The organism is Drancourtella sp. An12, assembly GCF_002160935.1.
Taxonomy (GTDB): Bacteria; Bacillota; Clostridia; order Lachnospirales; family Lachnospiraceae; genus Sellimonas; species Sellimonas catena.
The window spans coordinates 314,320-335,068 of sequence record NZ_NFLO01000002.1; the positions used below are offsets into that span (position 1 = coordinate 314,320).

The window sequence follows — 20,749 nt, forward strand, 5'->3', positions numbered from 1 at the left end:
AGATGGAAAAGCAGACAGTCATCAAGGGACAAAAAGAACTGAAAAGAGGATATACGACGGGAACCTGCGCGGCGGCAGCGGCCAGGGCGGCGGCAATCATGCTGTTTTCCGGAGAGGAAATCCGGGAAGTCCGCATCACTGTCCCGGCAGGAGAGACCTTGCTTCTGGAAGTGGAGGAGATCGTGCGTCATTCCGATGTGGTGTCATGCGCGGTCCGGAAAGATGCAGGAGATGATCCGGATATTACCCACGGAATGCTCGTCTTTGCCGAAGTAAAGAAAGAGTCCGATAAACGGCAGGAACCAGATTCGGAGCCGGTGCGGATTGTGCTGGAAGGCGGGGAGGGGATCGGCCGGGTGACAAAGCCGGGGCTGGAGCAGCCGGTAGGAGCGCCTGCCATCAACAAGGTGCCAAGGAAGATGATTACGGAAGCAGTCCGGCAGGCAGCCGGGGAAGCCGGATTTTGCGGGACGCTGAAAGTGACCATTTCTGCGCCGGAGGGGGAAGCACTTGCCCAAAAGACATTCAATCCAAGACTTGGGATTCTGGGCGGTCTTTCCATCCTTGGAACAACAGGGATTGTGGAACCCATGAGTGAGCAGGCTCTGACGGAGACCATCCTTCTGGAAATGAAAGTACAAAAACAGGAAGGAATTCAGACGCTCTGTCTGGTGCCGGGAAATTACGGAAGTGATTTCCTGAAAGAAGAGCTTTCCTTTTCCCCGGACCGGGCGGTCAAATGCAGCAACTATGTGGGCGAGGCGCTGGATATGGCAGTGGTGCTTGGATTTCCGAGAGTTCTTCTTGTGGGGCACATCGGAAAGTTTGCCAAGCTTGCGGCAGGTGTCATGAATACCCACTCGAGGATAGCGGACGCGCGTGCGGAGGTGTTTCTTGCGGCGCTTTCCCATCTTGCGGCCGGGGCTTTAAAGGAAGATCCGGGGCGCATGGAAAAGCTGATCGGGCTGGTGCCTGAGATTGAGGAGAGCGTCACGACAGATGAGATGCTTGCCGTTCTGACAAGGGCCGGAATCCGGGAAGACGTGATGTCCCGGATCATGGAGTGTATCTCCTGGCATATCAATCAGAGAACGAGAGGAGAAGTCCAGGTGGAACTTCTGACTTTCTCCAAAGAATGGGGGATCCTTGGAAAGACGGAAGGCGCCATGGAGCTTCTCAGGCAGATCAAAGAGGAACGGAAAGGACAAAAAGAATGAGTGGAATCTTATATGGAACAGGAACAGGACCGGGAGAGGCAGAGCTTCTGACGCTGAAGGCGGTCCGGACAATCCGGTCCTGTGATATGATCGCAGTTCCGGTGTCTGACAGTACACTGAAGGAGCCGTGTATCTGGGAGGAAGGGATGCCGTATCTCGATCGATGTACGGCATATCAGATTGTGCTGCCGGAAGTGCCGGAGATTCGTAAAAAGCCGGTGCTCTGCCTTCCGATGCCGATGATGAAAGAAAAAGAAGAACTGAAACGCATTCACGATGCGGGAGCGAAGAAGGTGGAGGAATATCTGGACGAAGGAATGAACATTGCATTTCTGACCCTTGGAGATCCGTCCATTTATTCGACCTACCTGTATATTCATAAACGGGTGCAAAAAGACGGGTACCAGGCGGTGATCATACCGGGAATTCCGTCGTTTTGCGCGGCGGCAGCGGCCCTGAACCTGGGGCTTGCGGAAAATAAAGAGGAGATTCATATCCTGCCGGCCTCCTATGGAATTGAAGAGGGGCTGAAGCTTTCCGGAACGAAAATCCTGATGAAAACAGGGAAAAAGATGCCTTATGTTAAAGAGACGGTCAAGGCGTCAAACGACCGGTTCTGGATGGTGGAAAACTGCGGGATGGAAAATGAAAAGATTTATGAAAATCCGGACGATGTGCCGGAGAAATCCAGCTATTATTCGCTGATTGTGATAAAGGAGGGATCCTGATGGTACATTTTGTCGGAGCAGGGCCGGGAGCATGCGACCTGATTACCGTGCGTGGCGAACGGCTGCTGAAAGAGGCGGACGTGATTATCTATGCCGGATCACTGGTCAATCCGGAACTGTTACAGGTCAGAAAGGAAACTTGTGAGGTATATGACAGTGCCTATATGACATTGGAAGAGGTGCTGGAAGTGCTTGAAGCAGCAGAAAAGGACAAAAAGACGACGGTACGGCTTCACACCGGAGATCCAAGTCTCTACGGAGCCATCAAAGAGCAGATGGATGAGCTGGACAGACGGGGAATTGCCTATGAGATCTGTCCGGGAGTCAGCTCCTTTTCCGGAGCGGCGGCAGCTCTTAAACTGGAATACACCCTCCCTGAGATTTCCCAGTCCGTCATTATCACACGGATGGAAGGCCGGACCAAGGTGCCGGAAAAAGAATCGATCCGCAGCTTTGCGGCTCATCAGGCAACCATGGTGCTTTTCCTAAGCACCGGACTTCTGGAACCGCTTTCCAGAGAACTGATGGCGGGGGGCTATCCGGGAGATACACCTGCGGCCATCGTCTATAAGGCAAGCTGGCCGGAAGAAGCGGTCTACCGGTGTACTGTGGAAACGCTGGCCGAAACCGCCAAAGCGAACCATGTGACGAAGACTGCGCTGATTGTAGTGGGAGAAGTACTGGAAGGCGGAAAGAAAACCGGATATGAGCGGTCGAAGCTGTATGATCCGGAATTTACCACCATGTTCCGGGAAGGAACGAAGAAAGACGGGGAGACGGAAGAATGAAAAAGAAAGTATATGTCATAGGAATCGGGCCGGGCGCCTACGAGGAGATGACGATCCGGGCCGTGCGGGCGATGGAATCCTGTGAGGTGATCATCGGATATACCGTCTATGTGGATCTGGTAAAAGAGCAGTTTCCGGGGAAGACATTTCTGACTACGCCGATGACAAAGGAAGTGGAGCGCTGTGAGATGGCACTCCGGGAAGCCCGGGAGGGCAGGACAACGGCCATGATCTGCAGCGGGGATGCCGGAGTGTACGGCATGGCAGGTCTGATGCATGAGATCCGGAAAGAACGCGGATATTCGGAAGTGGAGATCGAGGTGGTTCCGGGAATTACCGCCGCCACTGCGGGAGCGGCCGTTCTGGGAGCTCCGCTCATCCATGATTTTGCGGTCATTTCCCTGAGCGATCTTCTGACGCCGTGGGAGAAGATTGAAGAGCGTCTGCGGTCTGCGGCAAAAGGGGATTTTGCCATCTGCCTTTACAATCCATCCAGCCGGAAACGAAAAGATTATCTCCGGAGGGCCTGCGAGATTCTTCTGGAATATCAGAGCCCGGATACGGTCTGCGGCTATGTGCGCCAGATCGCAAGAGACGGGGAGGAAAAGCATGTGACAACCCTTGGAAGACTGAAAGAAACCGGGACAGACATGTTTACCACGGTGTTCATCGGCAATTCCCAGACAAGAGTGATCGGGGAGGCGATGGTGACGCCGAGAGGATATCGATATGAAAAAGAAGATTAATCTGATTGGAATCGGAACAGACGGAAACAAAAGCCTGACACAGGAAGCCAGGGAGCAGATCCGGAAAAGCACTGTACTGATCGGTGCCGAAAGGATGCTGCAAAGCGTAGAATCAATCCGGAAGAAAGAGGCAGGATGCTATACATCTTACCGTCCGGAGGAGATCATGACGACTCTGGAGCAGGAAAAAGGAGAAGAAATCTCCGTTTTATATTCCGGCGATCCTGGATTTTACAGCGGCGCAAAACAGCTTATAAAGCGATTGGAAGGAAGTGGATGGGAGATCCGGGTGCTGCCGGGTATCTCATCAGTGATCTGCATGGCGGCACGCTGTCAGGTGCCGTGGGAGAAGGCGGCATTGGTCAGCCTTCACGGAACCGGACAGAATGCGGTTTATGAGATCTGTACCCACGAACACACCTTCCTGCTTCTTGGCGGCAAAGAGACAGCAGAGCAGTTTCTGGAAAAGATGTCCTGGTACGGGCTGGATCATCTGGAAGCCGCAGCAGGACGGGATCTTTCGTATGAGGAAGAAGTTTTCTTTCGCGGAACGATCCGGGAGCTGACGCCGGAGCTGCTTTCCGGGCTCTCCGTACTCTGGGTGCACAATCCGGACTACGACACGTTTGTGGGACGGCATCTGGAAGATGAAGAGCTGATCCGGGGAAAGGTGCCGATGACCAAGTCGGCAGTCCGGGCCATGGCGGTTGCCGCCCTGAAGCTTCAGAAAGATGCGGTTCTTTATGACATCGGGGCAGGAACCGGAAGCGTGTCGGTAGAGGCTGCGCTTCAGGACGGCTCCATCCGGGTCTATGCTGTGGAGAGAAATCCGGAAGGAATTGCTCTTATTCAGGAAAATAAGCGGAAATGGCGGACCGATCAGGTGGAGATTGTAGAGGGAAACGCACCGGAGGCGCTTTCGGATCTTCCTGCGCCGACCCATGTGTTTATCGGTGGAAGCGGAAGCAGGCTGAAAGAGATTGTGGAAACCTGTCTGTCGAAAAATTCATCTGTCAGGATTGTGCTGACTGCGGTCAGCATGGAAACGATCCGGGAGATGACGGAACTTTTGCAGGACAGCCGGTGGGAGACAGCCGAGGTGATGCAGATTCAGGCAGCAGGCAGCCGGAAGATGGGAGCCTACCATCTGATGACAGCCCAGAATCCGGTGTGGATGGCTGTGTTTCAGGGAAGAAAGGAAGCGGATCATGAATGATACAAAGAAGACAGGACGGCTTCTGATTGCCGGAACCGGAAGCGGATGCGGGAAGACGAGCATTGTCTGCGGGCTGCTGCGGGCATATCAGAAGCGGGGCCTTGCCCTGGCGGCATGTAAGTGCGGACCGGACTATATTGACCCGCTTTTCCATGAGAAGGTTCTCGGCATTCCTTCTGAAAATCTGGATCTTTTCTTCCATGAGCCCGGGATGCAAAAGCAGCTTCTGGAACGGCACAGCAGGGGTGCGGATCTGGTAGTGGCGGAAGGAGTCATGGGATATTATGACGGAATGAGTCTGGAAAGCCCGAAGGGGAGTACGAGTGAGATTGCATCTGTCCTTCAGATGCCGGTGGCTCTGGTCGTTTCCTGCCGGGGAATGGGACATTCGGTGCTGGCGCTTCTGAAAGGCTATCTGGAATATGAAACGGCGGGGCAGATCCGGGCGGTCATTTTGAACGGGATCACCGGACGTACCTATGAAAAGCTTGCGCCGGTACTGGAGCAGTGGCTGCGGGAAAACGGCCATGCGGTCAGGCTGGCAGGCTATCTCCCGAAGATGGCGGATGCAGAATTAAAAAGCAGACATCTGGGGCTGATTCTCCCGGAGGAAGTGGAGGCACTGCAGGAAAAACTGGATCTGCTTGCGGAACAGGCAGAGGAGACGCTGGATCTGGAGCTGCTGTTACAGATTGCAGAAGAAGCGCCGGATCTGGAAACGGGAGAACAAGAAGCTGGGGAAGAAGAAGGGACGGAAAAGCCGAAACTCCGGATTGCCGCGGCAAAGGATGAGGCGTTCTGCTTTTACTATAAAGATAATCTGGAACTGTTACGGGAACTGGGATGCGAGATTGTACCGTTTTCTCCGCTTCATGATGCGGTTCTGCCGGATGGCATCGATGGCCTGATTCTGGCAGGGGGATACCCGGAACTCTACGCAAAGGAGCTGTCTGAAAATGTGTCCATGCGGGAATCGGTGCTTCAGAGCCTGAAAGGAGGACTTCCATGCCATGCGGAATGTGGCGGATTTCTCTATCTGAAAGAGGAACTGGAAGGCGAAGACGGAATGATGTACCCGATGACCGGATTTTTAAAAGGCAGAGGGTACCGGACGCATACATTAGGACGATTTGGATATCTGACTCTGGAGCCAAAGGAGGAGCTTTTGTTTTTGAAACGGGGTGAGACGATCCGTGGCCATGAGTTTCATTACTGGGACTGTACCGAAAACGGAGACCGCTGTCTGGCTGTGAAGCCGGACGGGCAGCGGTCCTGGGAGTGTATGGAAGAAAAGCAGCAGGTTTTTGCGGGATTTGCGCATATCAGCTATGACTCCAATCCGGCATTTGCCAAACGCTTTGTCGGATGCTGTCTGGAAAGGAGAGAGAAAGGAAATGCCGGAGACGACATGGGAAAATGAGATCAAACAGATCAGACTGCCGGATGAGGAGGTAAGAAAAGCGTCTCTTACCCGGTGGAACCATCTTGCAAAGCCTCTTCATGGAATGGGGGCGCTGGAGACGATGCTTGCAAGGATCGCGGGAATTCAGGGGAGGCTTCATCCATCTTTACAGAAAAAGGGGATTGTGGTGCTCTGTGCGGACAATGGGATTGTAAAGGAAGGCGTCTCCCAGACCGGAGCTGAGGTGACCGCTGTGGTAGCGGGAAATTTCATGACAGGGCAGACCAGTGTCTGTAAAATGGCAAAGGTGGCAGGTGCAGACATCCTGCCTTATGATATCGGAATTTTAACGGACGTGGAGGGACTTACGAAAGCAGAATACAAGGTGTCCTGCGGGACGAAGGATTTTCTGGAAGAGCCGGCCATGACAAGGGAGGAGGTCGTCCGTGCCATCCTGACCGGAATGAAGATTGTAAAAGAGCGGAAAGCGCAGGGATATGAGATCCTTGCTACCGGGGAGATGGGAATCGGCAATACGACGACCAGCAGCGCCGTGGCCTGTGCCCTTACCGGGGAGGCTGCCGGAGTGATGACCGGACGGGGAGCCGGGCTTTCCGATGAAGGCCTGATCCGGAAAAAGGAAGTCATCACAGAAGGGCTGGCAAGGAGAAATCCGGACCCGTCGGATCCGGTGGACATTCTGGCAAAGGTCGGAGGACTGGATATTGCGGGACTGACCGGAGTTTTCTTAGGATGTGCCAGATACCAGGTTCCGGCGGTGCTGGATGGATTTATCTCCTCAGTGGCTGCCCTTGCTGCGGTGCGGATAGAACCAAAGGTGAAGGAATACCTGTTTGCTTCCCACAGGTCGAAAGAACCTGCTCATAACCGGATTCTGGAGGAGCTTGGACTGGAGGCCGTGCTGGATCTTGGCATGGCTCTTGGAGAAGGAACCGGGGCCTGTGCGCTCTTCCCGCTTCTGGATATGGCCATGATGGTCTACGAGGAGATGAGTTCCTTTGAGGATATTCAGGTAGAACAGTATAAGGAGTATACATCATGAAATGGATTCGATCCTTTATCATTGCCTTCTCCATGTATTCCAAAATCCCCATGCCCAAAGTCCAGTGGACGAAACCGTCCATGCAGTATGCCTTCTGCTTCTTCCCTCTGGTAGGAGCCGTAGCCGGAGCTTTGACGTGGGGAACCGGACTTGTGCTGTTTGGCCTTCGGGATGCGGGGAAACTTCCGGCCTTGTTTCCGGCTGTGTTTCTGACGATCCTTCCGCTTCTGGTGACGGGCGGAATTCATATGGACGGTTTTCTGGATACTTCGGATGCAAGGCATTCCTACGGAGAACGGGAGAAAAAGCTTGCGATTCTGAAAGACCCGCACACCGGCGCTTTTGCAGTGATCAGTGCGGCCATATATCTGCTCTGGAGTCTGGCCCTCTGGTCGGCGGCAGATGAGAAGGTCCTTCCGGGGATGGCCTGCGCCATGGTTCTGTCCAGAACATTGAGCGGCCTTTCCGTGACGGTCGGAAAAGGAGCAAAATCAGACGGACTTGCGGCTGCGTTCCGGGAATCCGCCAGACAAAAGGCAGTATGGATTTCCACGGGAATCTATCTTGCAGCAGGTGTGATTTTTCTGGTGGCAGTATCCGGCGTCATCCCGGCAGTGCTTCTGCTTTTTACGGCGGGAGCAGTGTTTGCCCGGTATCTCAGGATGGCAGTGCGGGAGTTCGGCGGCATTACAGGGGATCTGGCAGGCTGGTTTCTCCAGGTCTTTGAACTTACTGTACTGACGGTGCTGACAGCCTGGTCCTGGATGATCCGGTTTTGATGGAGAAAAAACGGTCTGTAAAGAGACGAAACAGAAACGGAGAAGAACGATGGAACTGACCTTGATCCGGCATTTTGCAACGGCCGGAAATCTGGAAAAACGATATATCGGAACGACAGACGAACCGATTCTTCCGGTGGCGGAAAAAAAGCAGATGCCGCGTGCGGAGATTGTCCTGACCAGTCCCATGATACGGTGTCGTCAGACGGCAGAGTTCCTTTATCCGGAGGTGGAACAGATCGTATGGGACGGATTCCGGGAATGTGATTTCGGCGCTTTTGAAGGGAAGAATTATCTGGAACTGACGGGAGATCCTTCCTATCAGGCGTGGATCGATTCCGGAGGAGAACTGCCGTTTCCGGGAGGCGAGTCGAAGGAATCCTTCTGTGAACGGACGTGGGAGACCTTTGAACGGGCCGTGGAGGATCTGATGGAACAGAAGATCGAACGGGCGGCCATCGTCGCCCACGGAGGCACGCTGATGGCAGTGCTTTCAGCATACGCGGTTCCGAAACTGGGATACTATGAGTGGAGCTGTGGAAACGGATGTGGATATCAGGTCCGTATTTTTGAGGACCGGTGGAAAACCGGGGAGAAGCAATGTAAGGTGGAAAGAAAACTATGATGATTTTGGCAGCATGTGTGGCAGGATTTATACTGGACCTGCTCTTTGGAGATCCGTCCTGGATCTATCATCCGATACGTATCATCGGACATCTGATCAGCGGACTGGAAAAGAAGCTGTATAAAGAGGGAGTTTCTCCGGAGAGTCTCAGAAGAAGGGGAACCATTCTCTGGATCGGAACAGCGGGAATTGCAACACTCGTTCCATGCTTCTTTTTGTGGGCGGCCTTTCAGATTCATCCGGTGCTTTCTTTCCTGCTTCAGAGTTTCTGGTGCTGGCAGCTGCTTGCCACAAAGTCTCTGAAGACAGAAAGCATGAAAGTAAAACAGGCATTGGATACAGGGACGATTGAGGACGGACGAAAGGCCGTGTCCATGATTGTGGGGAGAGATACGAAAAGCCTGACAGAGGAAGGCGTGGTGAAGGCTGCGGTGGAGACGGTGGCGGAGAACACGTCCGACGGAATTATTGCCCCGCTGTTTTATATGATGATCGGAGGCGCAGGGCTTGGCTTTTTTTATAAAGCGGTCAACACGATGGACTCCATGGTGGGCTACAAAAACGACCGGTATCTGGATTTTGGCCGGACGGCAGCAAAAATGGATGATCTGTTCAATCTGATTCCGGCAAGGCTTTCGGCGCTTCTGATGATCGGAGCGGCCGGAATTCTGGGACTGTTTGACAGCAGACATTACAGCATGGCAAATGCATGGAAGATCTACAGAAGAGACCGTCACAACCACAAAAGCCCGAATGCGGCTCAGACAGAATCGGTCTGTGCGGGAGCGCTTTCGGTCCGCCTGGCGGGAAATGCGTGGTATTTTGGAAAATTGTACGAGAAACCGTATATCGGGGATGACATCCGCCCGATTGAACGGGAGGATATCAGACGGGCAAACCGGCTGCTCTATGGGACGGCTGTACTGGGGCTGCTGGTTTTCGGGCTGGCAAGGCTGATTGTGATTATATAAAAGAAAAGCGAGGTGAAGAACATGCAGGAGCATGGAGGCGATATTTATACAAACGAAGGACTGGTTGATTTTTCTGCAAATATCAATCCTCTGGGACCGGGGGAGAAGGTCATGGAGGCACTGAAAAAGAGCCTGGAGAACGTGACTGCCTACCCGGATCCGAAATGCAGGGCGCTTCGGGAGGCGGCGGCCAAAAAAGAGGCGACCGTTTCGGAGCACATTATCTGCGGGAATGGGGCGGCCGATCTGATCTATACGATGGTACTTGCAGAAAAACCAAAGCGGGCCCTTTTATGTACGCCGTCCTTTTCCGAATATGAAAAGGCACTTCGCACAGTGGACTGCCGGATCCGGTTTCACGAAAGAAAAGAGGAAGAAGGATTTGCCCTGACAAGACGGTACCTGGACGAACTGACAGAGGATCTGGATATGGTATTTTTATGTTCGCCGGACAATCCGACCGGCCGGTGCGTGGAAGAATCCCTGCTTCTGGAGATTGTGGAAACGTGTGAAAAAAGGAAGATCCGGCTTGTGCTGGATGAGTGCTTTCTTGATTTTACCGAGGACGGACCGTGGATTCACCATGAGCTTTTGATCCGGGAAAACCGGATGCTGTTCCTGCTTCGGGCATTTACCAAGATGTTTTCCATACCGGGTGTACGAAGCGGATACGGAGTCTGCTCGGATACAGAACTGCTGGAACGGATGCAGAAGTCCAGACAGCCGTGGGCTGTATCTGTCCTGGCGCAGGCGGCCGGAACGGCGGCGCTTGCGGACGATCTGCTTCCGACGGTCACAAGACAGCTGATTGCAGAGGAGCGGCGCCATATCATGGGAGAATTTACCCAGATGGGAATCCGGTACTACCCGGCAAGTGCCAATTACATTTTGTTTTACAGCGAAATAGATTTTTACGAAGAGATGAAACAAGAAGGATTTCTGATCCGGGACTGCCGGAATTACCGGGGACTTGGAAAAGGTTACTACCGGATCGCAGTGAAAGGGCGGGAGGACAATGACAAGCTTCTCCGTGCTTTCGGGCGGATTATCGAACGAAGAAAGGAAGAAACATCATGGCAAAGCCAATCATGATTCAGGGAACCATGTCCAATGCCGGAAAAAGTATCCTGGCAGGAGGACTTTGCAGAGTGTTCCACCAGGACGGATACCGGACGGCGCCCTTTAAATCTCAGAATATGGCCTTGAATTCCTTTATCACGGAAGACGGCTTGGAGATGGGAAGAGCGCAGGTGATGCAGGCCGAGGCGGCGGGGATTGCTCCAAGGGTGGAGATGAATCCGGTGCTTCTGAAACCGACAAGTGATACCGGATCGCAGGTCATTGTAAATGGAAAAGTCCGGGGCGTCATGCCGGCGAAAGAATACTATGCATACAAAAAACAGCTGATCCCGGAGATTCTGCATGCCTACGAGATTCTTGCCGGTGAGCATGACATTATCGTGATCGAAGGGGCGGGAAGTCCGGCCGAGATCAACTTAAAACAGGACGATATTGTGAATATGGGACTGGCAAAGATGCTGAAGGCTCCGGTACTTCTCGTAGGAGACATCGACCGGGGCGGTGTGTTTGCCCAGCTTGCCGGGACCCTTCTTCTTCTGGAAGAGGAAGAACGGAAGATGGTAAAAGGTCTTGTGATCAATAAGTTCCGCGGGGATGTGGATATTTTAAAACCGGGGCTTCGGATGCTGGAAGAACGTACCGGGTGTCCGGTCCGGGGAGTGATCCCGTATATGTATCTGGATATCGACGATGAGGACAGCCTGAGCGAACGCCTTCAGAGCCGGATGCAGAAAGGGAAAATCGACATTGCGGCAGTCCGGTTCCCGAAGATTTCCAATTTTACGGATCTGAATGTGCTGTCGTGCTATGAGGGTGTATCGGTCCGGTATGTAGACCGGCCGGGACAGTTTAAAGATCCGGATCTGGTGATCCTTCCGGGAACCAAAAATACGATGGCGGATCTGAAATGGCTGAAGGAAAGCGGGCTTGCCGGGAAAATCCAGCAGGCAGCTTCGCGGGATGTTCCGGTCATCGGAATCTGCGGAGGCTATCAGATGCTTGGGAAAAAACTTTCAGATCCGCAGGGAATGGAAGCCGGGGACGGGGTTCCGATTTCGATGGAAGGACTGGACCTACTTCCGGTGGAAACCATCTTTACCGGACAGAAAAAAAGAACGAGAGCCGAAGGATTCGTGGCTGCTTCGGATGATTTCTGGGGCGGACTTGGCGGATGCTGGCTGGAAGGATATGAGATCCACATGGGAGAAACCATTTCTGCCGGAGGTGCTTCGTTTACCGGAATCCGCATGATGCAGGAAGAAGGTGCACGTATGGAGGGCTGTGTTCAGGGCAGCGTCTGCGGAACCTATCTGCATGGTTTTTTTGATTCGGCGGAGATTTCCGGAAAACTGGTGGAACTTCTGATGAGACGGAAGGGACTTCAGACGGAAGATTTGAAAGCGCTGGATTTCAAAGCATACAAAGAGGAACAGTACGACCAGCTTGCAAAGGTGATCCGGGAACATTTGGATATGGATGCGGTATACCGGATTCTGGAAGAAGGAGTATAAAGGATATGAAAATGGAACTGGAACAGATCCTGCCGGGAGAGATCGAGCGCAGAAGTTTTGAGATTATTACAGAAGAACTCGGTGGAAAAATCTTCCCTGAGGGGCAGGAGGATATCATCAAACGGGTGATCCACACGACAGCGGATTTTGAATACGCGGATACAATGACATTTTCGCCGGATGCGGTATCTTCTGCTCTTGGGGCATTGACAGACCGGGGGAATACGGTCATTGTGACTGACACCAATATGACCCGTTCCGGAATTCACAAAGCGTCTCTGGAGAAACTGGGAATAGAAGCCGTCTGCTATATGGCGGATCCGGACGTAGCCGAAGAAGCAAAAAGAGAAGGGACAACCAGAGCGGCTGCCAGTATGAAAAAGGCGGCAGACATGGCGCAGAAGACCGGAAAGCAGATCATCTTTTCAGTAGGAAACGCGCCGACGGCGCTGATCGCCATCGAAGAACTGATCCAGGAAGGATGTGTGCATCCGGCTCTTGTGATCGGAGTTCCGGTAGGATTTGTCAACGTGGTGCAGGCAAAAGAACGGATCATGACCGTGGACGTGCCGTATATTGTGGCAAAAGGGAGAAAAGGAGGCAGCACGGTTGCGGCGGCCATCCTCAATGCCTTATTATATAAGATTGATAAAGAGCGATAAAAGAAGGAAAAAAGCATGAGAACACACTTGAAAATAGGGAGCAGAGAGAGCGCTCTGGCGGTCAGACAGGCACAGATTGTAAAGGAAGCTCTGGAAAAGGCAAGTCCCGGGCTTACGATCGAGATTGTGACGATGAAAACGACAGGCGATAAGATCCTCCATAAAAGTCTGGAAAAGATCGGGGGGAAAGGTCTGTTTGTCAAAGAACTGGACCGGGCGCTTTTAAACGGTGACATCGATCTTTCGGTCCACAGTCTGAAGGATATGCCGATGGAGATTCCAAAAGAGCTTCCGGTCATTGCGTATACAAACAGGGAGGATCCAAGGGATGCCCTGATTTTAAAGCCGGGAATTCAGGACCTGAAAGAGGGAGGAATCATCGGTTCTTCCAGCAGAAGACGGTCTCTGCAGGCAGGGAAGCTGTATCCAAAGTGCAGCTTTAAAAATATCCGTGGGAATGTCCAGACAAGGCTGTTTAAGCTGGAGCATGAAGAATATGACGCGACGATTCTGGCTCTTGCAGGTTTGAAACGGCTGGGAATGGAAACTTGCGTTTCCCGGGTCTTTTCCGTGGATGAAATGATTCCTTCTGCGGGACAGGGCATTCTGGCGGTGCAGGGGAGAAAAGGAGAGAAGATTCCGGGAATCGAGGCGGCAGACTGTTCCGACAGCCGGTTCGCGGCAAAGGCGGAGCGCGGATTTGTCCGGTATCTGAACGGCGGATGCACGTCACCGGTGGCAGCCTACGCCGAAACTTCCGGAAATGAAATCCGGATCCGGGGGCTTTACTATCACGAAGAATCCGGGCAGTTCGAGGCGGGCATGATTTCCGGGGAAAAGCACAAAGGTGAGATACTGGCGGAGAGACTTGCCAGAAGTCTGAAAGGGAGATTTTAGAAGATGGAAGAGAAAAAAGGCGGAAAAGTCTGGATTGCCGGGGCAGGTCCCGGGGATGCGGGGCTTCTGACGGTGAAAACGGCATCTTTGATCGAGCAGGCTGATGTGGTCGTTTATGATGCCCTCATCAGTGCGGAAATCCTGAGCCTGATTCCGGAGAAGACGGAGAAAATCAATGTGGGAAAACGAGCGGACCACCATCTGGTTCCGCAAAAGGAGATCAATCAGATTCTGGTAACCCTTGCAAAAGAAGGGAAGCAGGTGCTCCGCTTAAAGGGCGGAGATCCCTTTGTGTTTGGAAGAGGCGGGGAAGAGGCGGAATTTCTGGTGCAGGAAGACATCGATTTTGAGATTGTGCCGGGCATCACCTCCAGCGTGGCGGTTCCTGCCTATGCGGGAATTCCGGTTACCCACCGGGATTATACGTCGTCTTTCCATGTGATTACCGGACACGCAAGAAAAGGCGGAGAATCCAGAATTGATTACGAGGCACTGGCGCGTCTGGATGCTACCCTTGTTTTTCTGATGGGAGTCACGGCGCTTCCGGAGATCTGTGACAGGCTTAGAATGGCGGGCATGCCGGATGATACTCCGGCGGCAGTGATCCAGGAGGGGACGCTGGCCTGCCAGAAAAAGGTCGTTTCGGATCTTCGGAATCTTCCAAAGAGAGTGTTGGAAGAGAAGATTCAGGCGCCGGCTGTGATTGTAGTAGGTAAAGTATGTGCCCTGTCAGAAAGCTTTTCGTGGGCGGAGCAAAGACCTCTTGGAGGAAGACAGATTCTTATCACACGACCAAGGAGCCAGGGGCAGACATTTGCGAGGACACTTCGCGGACTGGGAGCCCAGGTCATTGAATTTCCATCGATCCAGGTAGAGCCGCTGCAGGGAAAGAGAGAAAAGGAAAGGATCCTTTCGGCACTGAAAGAGATCCGAAACCGGAAAACAGGAACATCCTGGATCGTGTTCACCAGCGCGGCAGGAGTAAGGAGTTTTTTTAACTTCCTTGAGGAAATGAATCTGGACATCCGGACACTCTGGGGCAGCAGATTTGCCGTGATCGGAAGCGGAACCGGAAGAGAACTTGGGAAGCGGGGAATCCGACCGGACCTGATGCCTGACATTTACGAGGCGGAAAAACTTGGAGAGGCACTTGCCGGACAGACGAAGCCGGGAGACCTTGTGACTGCGTTCCGGGCAAGGGAAGCCTCAGAAGAACTGTTCCCGCCGGTGCTGAAAACCGGAGCAGAGTGTATGGATATTCCGGTCTATGAAACAGGGACCGGGGCGGACGATGCATGGACCGAAAAGATAGCGGCGCAGTTTCAGGAAGGAAAGATTGATCTGGTGACCTTTACAAGTGCTTCCACGGTCCGGGGATTTGAAAGAACGATGCAGGGAAAGGTAGATCACGGCAGAATTCTTGCTCTTTGTATCGGGAGAAAAACCGAAGAAGAGGCAAAACGCCTGGGAATGCGCACGGCTGTGGCAGAAGAGGCGACCGTGGAGAGCATGACAGAAAAGATACTGGAGATACTTTAAGGATTCCGGGAAAAGAAGAATAGATTTACAGTAAGTGAAAGAGACACTTCTGCAGAATTCGGGCTTTTTAAGCCTGGCTTCTGCGGGAGTGTCTCTTTTTTATAAGGTCTCTTTTTTTAGCTCATTACATTTGCAAAAGCTTTGGAAGGGAATAGATATCAGAGATTGCGTAAGTGCGCTCTTATTATGCCGGGCAGGAAGAAGATGCAAATGGAGACACAAAAAAGGCCTTCAAATTCGCATTTGATATAAGTAAAATTTTACTTGGTAAAGAACTATTTACTTTTACTAAGTAAAATGATATATTGAGTTTATCTGGTGAAGTGAAAAGGAGAAAAAGAAAATTGGCGAGTGTTTTGATGCTGTTTCTGACGGAAATAATACTACAAAATCAAAACCAGCTTCGGAAGCGTACCTTGTTGTAAAAGATGCAAAAGCAGGAGCAGAACCAGACAAAGCTAGAAGAATGCCCTTCACGATGCCTGGAGATGCAGCACAATCTGAGCACACGATCAGATCTGCTTCAGGCAGTAAAGGGATCATAGGAAAGACAGAAGGAGTGAAAAGTAATGAATGAGGAGTTTTTAAACAGACTTCTGAAGAGTATTTCTGTATCCGGGTATGAAGAACCGGTGCAGGAGGTGGTCAAAATGGAAATGAAGGAGTACACGGATGAAATCCGGGAGGATGAGATGCACAATCTTGTCTGTGTGATAAATCCGGAACATCCTGTACGGATCATGCTGTCCGCCCATGCGGATGAGATCGGTCTGATGATCTCCAATATCACGGAAGAGGGGACACTTCAGGTGATTGACAGAGGCGGAATCGTGACTCATACATATCCGGGACAGCAGGTGATTGTACATTCCCAAAAGGGCGATGTTTACGGTGTGGTAGAGGCGTACCGGGATCTTTTGAAAAAAAGCGATCTGAGCACAAAAGATTTTGTGATTGATATCGGCGCTAAAGACCGGGAAGATGCATTGAAGTATGTAGACCTGGGAGATCCGATCGTTCTGGATACCCATATCCGGAAACTGGCAAACGGAAGAATATCAGCAAGGGCTCTGGATGACAGAATCGGCGTCTACATTATTATGGAAGCATTGAAGCGTGCCAGGGAAAGAGGCTGCAAGGCTGGTGTTTATGCGGCTTCCACGACAGGGGAAGAGACGACAAAGACCGGAGCTTACTGGTGCAGCACAAGAATCCGTCCGACACTTGCTATTGTCGTAGATGTGACTTACACAAGCGACTGTATCGGCATGAATCCGGCTGAGATGGGAACTGTGGAACTTGGAAAGGGACCGGTTCTCTGCAACAGCCCGATTGTTGTAAAAGAATGGAACCAAAAGCTGGAAGACTGTGCCAAAGAAGCAGGAATTCCTGTTCAGAGAGAAGCGGCGAGCAGACTCAGTTATACAGATGCGGACAAGATTCATTTTTCAAATGAAGGGGTTCCGGTTGTTCTTGTATCCATTCCGCTTCGGTATATGCATATGCCGTGCGAAATGGCGGATGAGAATGATGTGGAGAACTGTATTGAGCTGATTGCCCGGTTTTTAACCGCATATCAGGCGGAATAAAAAATACAAATGCGAGAGGACATGCGAAAACACGGCGGTTGCGGCCGAAAAACAGATGTGTTAGAATAGACTAGAGTTTATACAGGGGGATTGGAGTATCATGGCTACGATCAAAGAAATTGCTGAAATTGCAGGGGTTTCAGTCACAACCGTCTCGCGTGTCCTGAATTTTGATGATACCTTGAATGTGCAGGACGAAACAAAGCGGAGAGTGTTTGAAGCAGCGGACAGGCTGGAATATCAGATCAAGGATAAAAAGAGGAAAAAGAGAAAACTGAAACTGGGGCTTCTTTGTACTTATTCACCGGAAGAAGAACTGGAGGATACCTATTATCTTTCCATACGGATCGCGGTGGAGAAGAAACTTGACAAAGAAGGATTTAAGAAAGTGACGATTACATCAGAGGATGCAGTGGAGGATGTGGCAAAATTGGACGGAATTATCTGTATTGGCACATTCAGCAAAAGCATGGTGGAGAAAATCCGGATGTTTGGCAGACCGGCTGTATTTATTGATGCGGTGGGAGATGCAGAGCTGTTTGATTCCATTGTAGTCAATCTGAAATATTCTGTCACAAAAGTCATGGACTATCTTGTGGATGCCGGACATGAGAAGATTGCGTTTATCGGCGGCAGAGATATCGATTCTGACGGAAAAGAGATTATGGATATGCGGATGCCGATCTTTGCTTCCTATTTAAAGGAGAAAAATCTGTTACGCGAAGAATATGTCAAAATCGGAGGATTTACGCCAAAACAGGGCTATCGGATGGGGAAGGAAGTATTGTCGGTAAAGGACCGTCCGACGGCGATTTTCTGTGCAAACGATTCTCTGGCGATTGGATGCTACAAAGCGGTTCAGGAAGCCGGTTTGAAAGTGCCGGATGATATCAGCGTAGTCGGATTCAACGACATTTCCATGACCAAATATCTCGTTCCGCCTCTGACCACTGTTCATGTACCGGTGGATTTCATGGCGGAAACGGCTGTAGGTCTCCTTTCCGAACGGATCAATACAAACAGAGAGATTAGCATGCATGTTTCCGTTCCTGCAAAACTGATTATCAGAGAAAGCGTAAGTAGGAGAAAGGACTAAAAACAGTATATGAAAACACATAAAGTAAGAAATTCGCTGCTGCTGCTTTTGACAGCATTTATCTGGGGGACGGCATTTGTGGCGCAGAGTGTGGGGATGGACTATGTCGGCCCGTTCACTTATACCTGTGTCCGGTCCCTGATCGCGGGGATAATGCTGATCCCTTGCATTGCGTTTTTAAATAAAGTAAATCCGAATCTGGAAGAAAAGAAGATCTGCCAGGATGAGACAAAGAAAAAGGCATATCAGAAAACACTGCTGATCGGCGGTATCTGCTGCGGAGCAGCCCTCGGGGTAGCCAGCAGCCTTCAACAGATCGGAATTTTGCATACAACAGTAGGAAAGGCAGGATTTATCACTACCTTTTACATTATCATCGTACCGATTATCGGACTCTTCTTTAAGAAACGGTGCGGACTGAATGTCTGGATCGGAGTTGTATTTGCTCTGGCAGGGCTTTATTTCCTCTGCATCACGGAAGGATTCTCCATAGGATACGGAGATACGATGGTATTTTTATGTGCGCTGGCATTTTCCATCCATATTCTTGTAATCGACCATTTTACCGGGCTGGTGGACGGCGTGAAAATGTCATGCATCCAGTTTTTTGTGGCGGCAATTGTCAGCGGAATCGGAATGGTTCTGTTTGAAAATCCGGATCTCGGCAATATTCTGGCAGCATGGCTTCCGATCCTCTACGCAGGAGCACTTTCAAGCGGAGTTGGATATACGCTCCAGATCATCGGACAGAAGGGCATGAACCCGACGATCGCGTCCCTGATCCTGAGCCTGGAATCCGTCATCTCCGTTCTGGCAGGAATGGTTGTTCTAGGAGAAAGTCTGACATCCAGAGAAATCCTCGGATGTGTTCTCATGTTTATCGCCATCATACTGGCGCAGCTGCCGGAGAAGAAAAAGGCTGTTTAACATGAATTTTACAAAGATTTAACATAAAACTCAAAAACTATTGACACTCCTGATTTCTTTCCGATACAATAAAAATCAGTGCGGCTTAACAGAACGCACAAGGAGAAAGAATATCAGGAGGAACATCACAAATGAAACCGGAATATGTGTTTATGCTGCTCGGAGGGCTTGGGCTCTTTCTGTGCGGAATGCAGATGATGAGCAGCAATCTGGAAGCAGTGGCAGGTGACCGTCTGAAAGGGATTCTGGAAAAGCTGACTTCCAACCGGATACTTGGAGTACTTGTCGGAGCTGTCATCACGGCGGTGATCCAGTCTTCATCAGCAACGACCGTCATGGTGGTCGGTTTTGTCAATTCAGGGCTGATGACTCTCAGACAGGCTGTATGGATTATCATGGGAGCCAATATCGGCACCACGATCACCGGACAGCTTGTCGCGCTGGACATCGGGACGATTGCTCCGCTGTTTGCTTTTGCCGGAATCGCAATCGGCATGTTTTCAAAGAAGAGAAACGTGCAGAATGTCGGAAGCATCATCGCGGGGCTCGGCGTACTGTTCATCGGACTTGGCATGATGAGTGATGCCATGGTTCCGATGAGAGATTCGGAAATGTTTGTCAATGCGCTGACGAGTTTTTCCAACCCGCTGATCGGAATCCTCGCGGGTGCTGTTTTCACGGCGGTGATCCAGTCCTCGTCCGCATCGGTCGGAATTCTTCAGGCACTTGCTTTAAGCGGCCTGATCGACATTCACAGTGCGGTTTTCGTTCTGTTCGGACAGAATATCGGGACCTGTATCACATCCCTTATTGCTTCGGTCGGAATGAACCGGAACGCAAAGAGGACAACCGTGATCCATTTTATGTTCAATGTCATCGGAACCATTATCTTTGTCACACTTTGTCTGGTAACACCGCTTACGGATGTAGTGGCGGGATGGACACCGGGGCATCCGGCTTCCCAGATCGCAAACATGCATACGTTGTTTAATGTCGTAACAACTATCATTCTGATGCCGTTTGGAAATGGACTTGCATCTCTGGCGGAGAAAATTCTTCCGGACCAGAAGGAAGAGGCCCGCATTCAGCCGGATGACGAGCAGTGGCTGAACGAAATCATGAGTTCCCAGCACGTACTGGGATCCTCCGCAATCGCGGTCAACAGCCTGATGGAAAATGTCGGCAGTATGTATACTCTTGCCAGAGAAAACGTGGTGAAAGGATTTGACATGATCCTTACCGGTGATGACAGCCGGTTTGCCGAGGTGGAAGAGACGGAAAACACGATCGACCTCTATAACATAAATATCTCCAGACGTCTCTCCAGAGTTCTCGCAATCGAACACAGTCCGGCGGAGACAAAGAAGCTCAACAGCATTTTCCAGATTGTCGGAAATGTAGAACGGGTGGGGGACCATGCCATGAATTTTGCAGAGCACGCTGCTTCCATCAAGAAAAAAGGGCTGAAGCTTTCAGAAGAGACGATTGGAGAATTAAAAGAAATGAGGGAGCAGTGCCGGAAAGCATTTGAACGCATGGAACTTTCCGGGCAGACCGACCCGACACAGCTTTTGGTGGATGCGGTCAGCTTCGAACGCGCGGTGGATGATATCACGGAGCGGTGCCGGAATCGGCAGGTGGAACGGATTCACAGCCATGCATGCGAGATCGAAAGCGCAGTACTGTATTCGGAGATTCTGATCGATTATGAAAGAATCGGGGATCATATGAGAAATATTGCGGAAGCATATGCCCAGCAGAATGCGTAGAAGCGGATAGAAGAAAGCAAAAGAACAGAAGAAAAGAAAGGACAGACATACTGTCCGGAACAGGGAAGCGCCTGCACGAAATTGTTTTGTGCAGGCGTTTTTCTATGATAATGCAAAAATATTGTGAAAAAAATTAATCAATTC

At 51.3% G+C, this 20,749-nt stretch carries 19 protein-coding genes; all 19 read left to right on the plus strand.

Translation table 11 applies throughout. The features are described 5' to 3' along the window. Positions 1-2 precede the first annotated feature (2 nt). On the plus strand, positions 3-1,217 hold the full coding sequence (gene cbiD, locus B5E64_RS03800; protein ID WP_087167194.1) for a cobalt-precorrin-5B (C(1))-methyltransferase CbiD: 1,215 nt from the start codon (positions 3-5) through the stop codon (positions 1,215-1,217). Further along, complete coding sequence (gene cobI, locus B5E64_RS03805) at positions 1,214-1,945, plus strand: precorrin-2 C(20)-methyltransferase (RefSeq protein WP_087167195.1); 732 nt, start codon at positions 1,214-1,216, stop codon at positions 1,943-1,945. The genes cbiD and cobI overlap by 4 nt, the downstream gene beginning before the upstream one ends. Next, positions 1,945-2,733: a precorrin-4 C(11)-methyltransferase gene (gene cobM / locus B5E64_RS03810; protein WP_087167196.1), complete on the plus strand. Its 789-nt coding sequence runs from the start codon at positions 1,945-1,947 to the stop codon at positions 2,731-2,733. Before cobI ends, cobM begins: the two co-directional genes overlap by 1 nt. Beyond that, complete coding sequence (cobJ, locus tag B5E64_RS03815; protein ID WP_087167197.1) at positions 2,730-3,479, plus strand: precorrin-3B C(17)-methyltransferase; 750 nt, start codon at positions 2,730-2,732, stop codon at positions 3,477-3,479. Before cobM ends, cobJ begins: the two co-directional genes overlap by 4 nt. Next, positions 3,463-4,695 (plus strand): precorrin-6y C5,15-methyltransferase (decarboxylating) subunit CbiE, encoded by a 1,233-nt coding sequence (gene cbiE, locus B5E64_RS03820; protein ID WP_087167198.1) that lies wholly within the window; start codon positions 3,463-3,465, stop codon positions 4,693-4,695. The genes cobJ and cbiE overlap by 17 nt, the downstream gene beginning before the upstream one ends. Next, complete coding sequence (locus B5E64_RS18330) at positions 4,688-6,115, plus strand: cobyrinate a,c-diamide synthase (RefSeq protein ID WP_242960076.1); 1,428 nt, start codon at positions 4,688-4,690, stop codon at positions 6,113-6,115. The genes cbiE and B5E64_RS18330 overlap by 8 nt, the downstream gene beginning before the upstream one ends. Further along, positions 6,090-7,160: a nicotinate-nucleotide--dimethylbenzimidazole phosphoribosyltransferase gene (gene cobT, locus B5E64_RS18335; RefSeq protein ID WP_242960077.1), complete on the plus strand. Its 1,071-nt coding sequence runs from the start codon at positions 6,090-6,092 to the stop codon at positions 7,158-7,160. Before B5E64_RS18330 ends, cobT begins: the two co-directional genes overlap by 26 nt. Further along, entirely contained in the window at positions 7,157-7,939 is a 783-nt protein-coding gene (locus B5E64_RS03830) for an adenosylcobinamide-GDP ribazoletransferase (protein ID WP_087167199.1), read from the plus strand. Before cobT ends, B5E64_RS03830 begins: the two co-directional genes overlap by 4 nt. A 49-nt stretch (positions 7,940-7,988) precedes the next feature. Beyond that, positions 7,989-8,564, plus strand: a complete 576-nt coding sequence (locus tag B5E64_RS03835) for a histidine phosphatase family protein (RefSeq protein WP_087167200.1) — start codon at positions 7,989-7,991, stop codon at positions 8,562-8,564. Beyond that, on the plus strand, positions 8,561-9,535 hold the full coding sequence (cbiB, locus tag B5E64_RS03840) for an adenosylcobinamide-phosphate synthase CbiB (RefSeq protein WP_087167201.1): 975 nt from the start codon (positions 8,561-8,563) through the stop codon (positions 9,533-9,535). Before B5E64_RS03835 ends, cbiB begins: the two co-directional genes overlap by 4 nt. Before the next feature lie 21 nt (positions 9,536-9,556). Then, a complete protein-coding gene (locus B5E64_RS03845; protein ID WP_087167202.1) occupies positions 9,557-10,627 on the plus strand; it encodes a histidinol-phosphate transaminase in 1,071 nt (356 codons plus the stop codon). After that, a complete protein-coding gene (locus tag B5E64_RS03850) occupies positions 10,609-12,126 on the plus strand; it encodes a cobyric acid synthase (protein ID WP_087167203.1) in 1,518 nt (505 codons plus the stop codon). Before B5E64_RS03845 ends, B5E64_RS03850 begins: the two co-directional genes overlap by 19 nt. A gap of 5 nt (positions 12,127-12,131) precedes the next feature. Beyond that, on the plus strand, positions 12,132-12,788 hold the full coding sequence (locus tag B5E64_RS03855; RefSeq protein WP_087167204.1) for a precorrin-8X methylmutase: 657 nt from the start codon (positions 12,132-12,134) through the stop codon (positions 12,786-12,788). Positions 12,789-12,803: 15 nt separating this feature from the next. Next, on the plus strand, positions 12,804-13,685 hold the full coding sequence (gene hemC / locus B5E64_RS03860) for a hydroxymethylbilane synthase (RefSeq protein ID WP_087167205.1): 882 nt from the start codon (positions 12,804-12,806) through the stop codon (positions 13,683-13,685). A gap of 3 nt (positions 13,686-13,688) precedes the next feature. Further along, positions 13,689-15,224: a uroporphyrinogen-III C-methyltransferase gene (gene cobA, locus B5E64_RS03865; RefSeq protein WP_087167206.1), complete on the plus strand. Its 1,536-nt coding sequence runs from the start codon at positions 13,689-13,691 to the stop codon at positions 15,222-15,224. Between the two features lie 569 nt (positions 15,225-15,793). Then, the gene (locus B5E64_RS03870) at positions 15,794-16,813 is read left to right on the plus strand and encodes a M20/M25/M40 family metallo-hydrolase (RefSeq protein WP_087167207.1); all 1,020 of its coding nucleotides are present in this window, start codon (positions 15,794-15,796) and stop codon (positions 16,811-16,813) included. Positions 16,814-16,913: 100 nt separating this feature from the next. Continuing rightward, positions 16,914-17,909 carry a LacI family DNA-binding transcriptional regulator gene (locus tag B5E64_RS03875; RefSeq protein WP_087167208.1) on the plus strand — a complete coding sequence of 332 codons (996 nt, stop codon included), beginning with the start codon at positions 16,914-16,916 and terminating at the stop codon, positions 17,907-17,909. A 9-nt stretch (positions 17,910-17,918) separates the two neighbouring features. Continuing rightward, the gene (locus tag B5E64_RS03880) at positions 17,919-18,836 is read left to right on the plus strand and encodes a DMT family transporter (RefSeq protein WP_087167209.1); all 918 of its coding nucleotides are present in this window, start codon (positions 17,919-17,921) and stop codon (positions 18,834-18,836) included. Between the two features lie 131 nt (positions 18,837-18,967). Beyond that, positions 18,968-20,605, plus strand: coding sequence for a Na/Pi cotransporter family protein (locus tag B5E64_RS03885; RefSeq protein ID WP_087167210.1), 1,638 nt, complete (start codon positions 18,968-18,970; stop codon positions 20,603-20,605). The last annotated feature ends 144 nt before the right edge of the window (positions 20,606-20,749 follow it).

What these genes read in the sequence shown, in the direction of transcription:
- cobJ (WP_087167197.1), top strand. Translation starts at nt 2,730, where the DNA reads ATGAAAAAGAAAGTATATGTCATAGGAATCGGGCCGGGCGCCTACGAG.
- B5E64_RS03875 (WP_087167208.1), top strand. Translation starts at nt 16,914, where the DNA reads ATGGCTACGATCAAAGAAATTGCTGAAATTGCAGGGGTTTCAGTCACA.
- cobT (WP_242960077.1), top strand. Translation starts at nt 6,090, where the DNA reads ATGCCGGAGACGACATGGGAAAATGAGATCAAACAGATCAGACTGCCG.
- B5E64_RS03850 (WP_087167203.1), top strand. Translation starts at nt 10,609, where the DNA reads ATGGCAAAGCCAATCATGATTCAGGGAACCATGTCCAATGCCGGAAAA.
- B5E64_RS03880 (WP_087167209.1), top strand. Translation starts at nt 17,919, where the DNA reads ATGAAAACACATAAAGTAAGAAATTCGCTGCTGCTGCTTTTGACAGCA.
- cbiE (WP_087167198.1), top strand. Translation starts at nt 3,463, where the DNA reads ATGAAAAAGAAGATTAATCTGATTGGAATCGGAACAGACGGAAACAAA.
- cobM (WP_087167196.1), top strand. Translation starts at nt 1,945, where the DNA reads ATGGTACATTTTGTCGGAGCAGGGCCGGGAGCATGCGACCTGATTACC.
- cobA (WP_087167206.1), top strand. Translation starts at nt 13,689, where the DNA reads ATGGAAGAGAAAAAAGGCGGAAAAGTCTGGATTGCCGGGGCAGGTCCC.
- B5E64_RS03830 (WP_087167199.1), top strand. Translation starts at nt 7,157, where the DNA reads ATGAAATGGATTCGATCCTTTATCATTGCCTTCTCCATGTATTCCAAA.
- hemC (WP_087167205.1), top strand. Translation starts at nt 12,804, where the DNA reads ATGAGAACACACTTGAAAATAGGGAGCAGAGAGAGCGCTCTGGCGGTC.
- B5E64_RS03845 (WP_087167202.1), top strand. Translation starts at nt 9,557, where the DNA reads ATGCAGGAGCATGGAGGCGATATTTATACAAACGAAGGACTGGTTGAT.
- B5E64_RS03835 (WP_087167200.1), top strand. Translation starts at nt 7,989, where the DNA reads ATGGAACTGACCTTGATCCGGCATTTTGCAACGGCCGGAAATCTGGAA.
- B5E64_RS18330 (WP_242960076.1), top strand. Translation starts at nt 4,688, where the DNA reads ATGAATGATACAAAGAAGACAGGACGGCTTCTGATTGCCGGAACCGGA.
- B5E64_RS03870 (WP_087167207.1), top strand. Translation starts at nt 15,794, where the DNA reads ATGAATGAGGAGTTTTTAAACAGACTTCTGAAGAGTATTTCTGTATCC.
- cbiB (WP_087167201.1), top strand. Translation starts at nt 8,561, where the DNA reads ATGATGATTTTGGCAGCATGTGTGGCAGGATTTATACTGGACCTGCTC.
- cbiD (WP_087167194.1), top strand. Translation starts at nt 3, where the DNA reads ATGGAAAAGCAGACAGTCATCAAGGGACAAAAAGAACTGAAAAGAGGA.
- B5E64_RS03855 (WP_087167204.1), top strand. Translation starts at nt 12,132, where the DNA reads ATGAAAATGGAACTGGAACAGATCCTGCCGGGAGAGATCGAGCGCAGA.
- cobI (WP_087167195.1), top strand. Translation starts at nt 1,214, where the DNA reads ATGAGTGGAATCTTATATGGAACAGGAACAGGACCGGGAGAGGCAGAG.
- B5E64_RS03885 (WP_087167210.1), top strand. Translation starts at nt 18,968, where the DNA reads ATGAAACCGGAATATGTGTTTATGCTGCTCGGAGGGCTTGGGCTCTTT.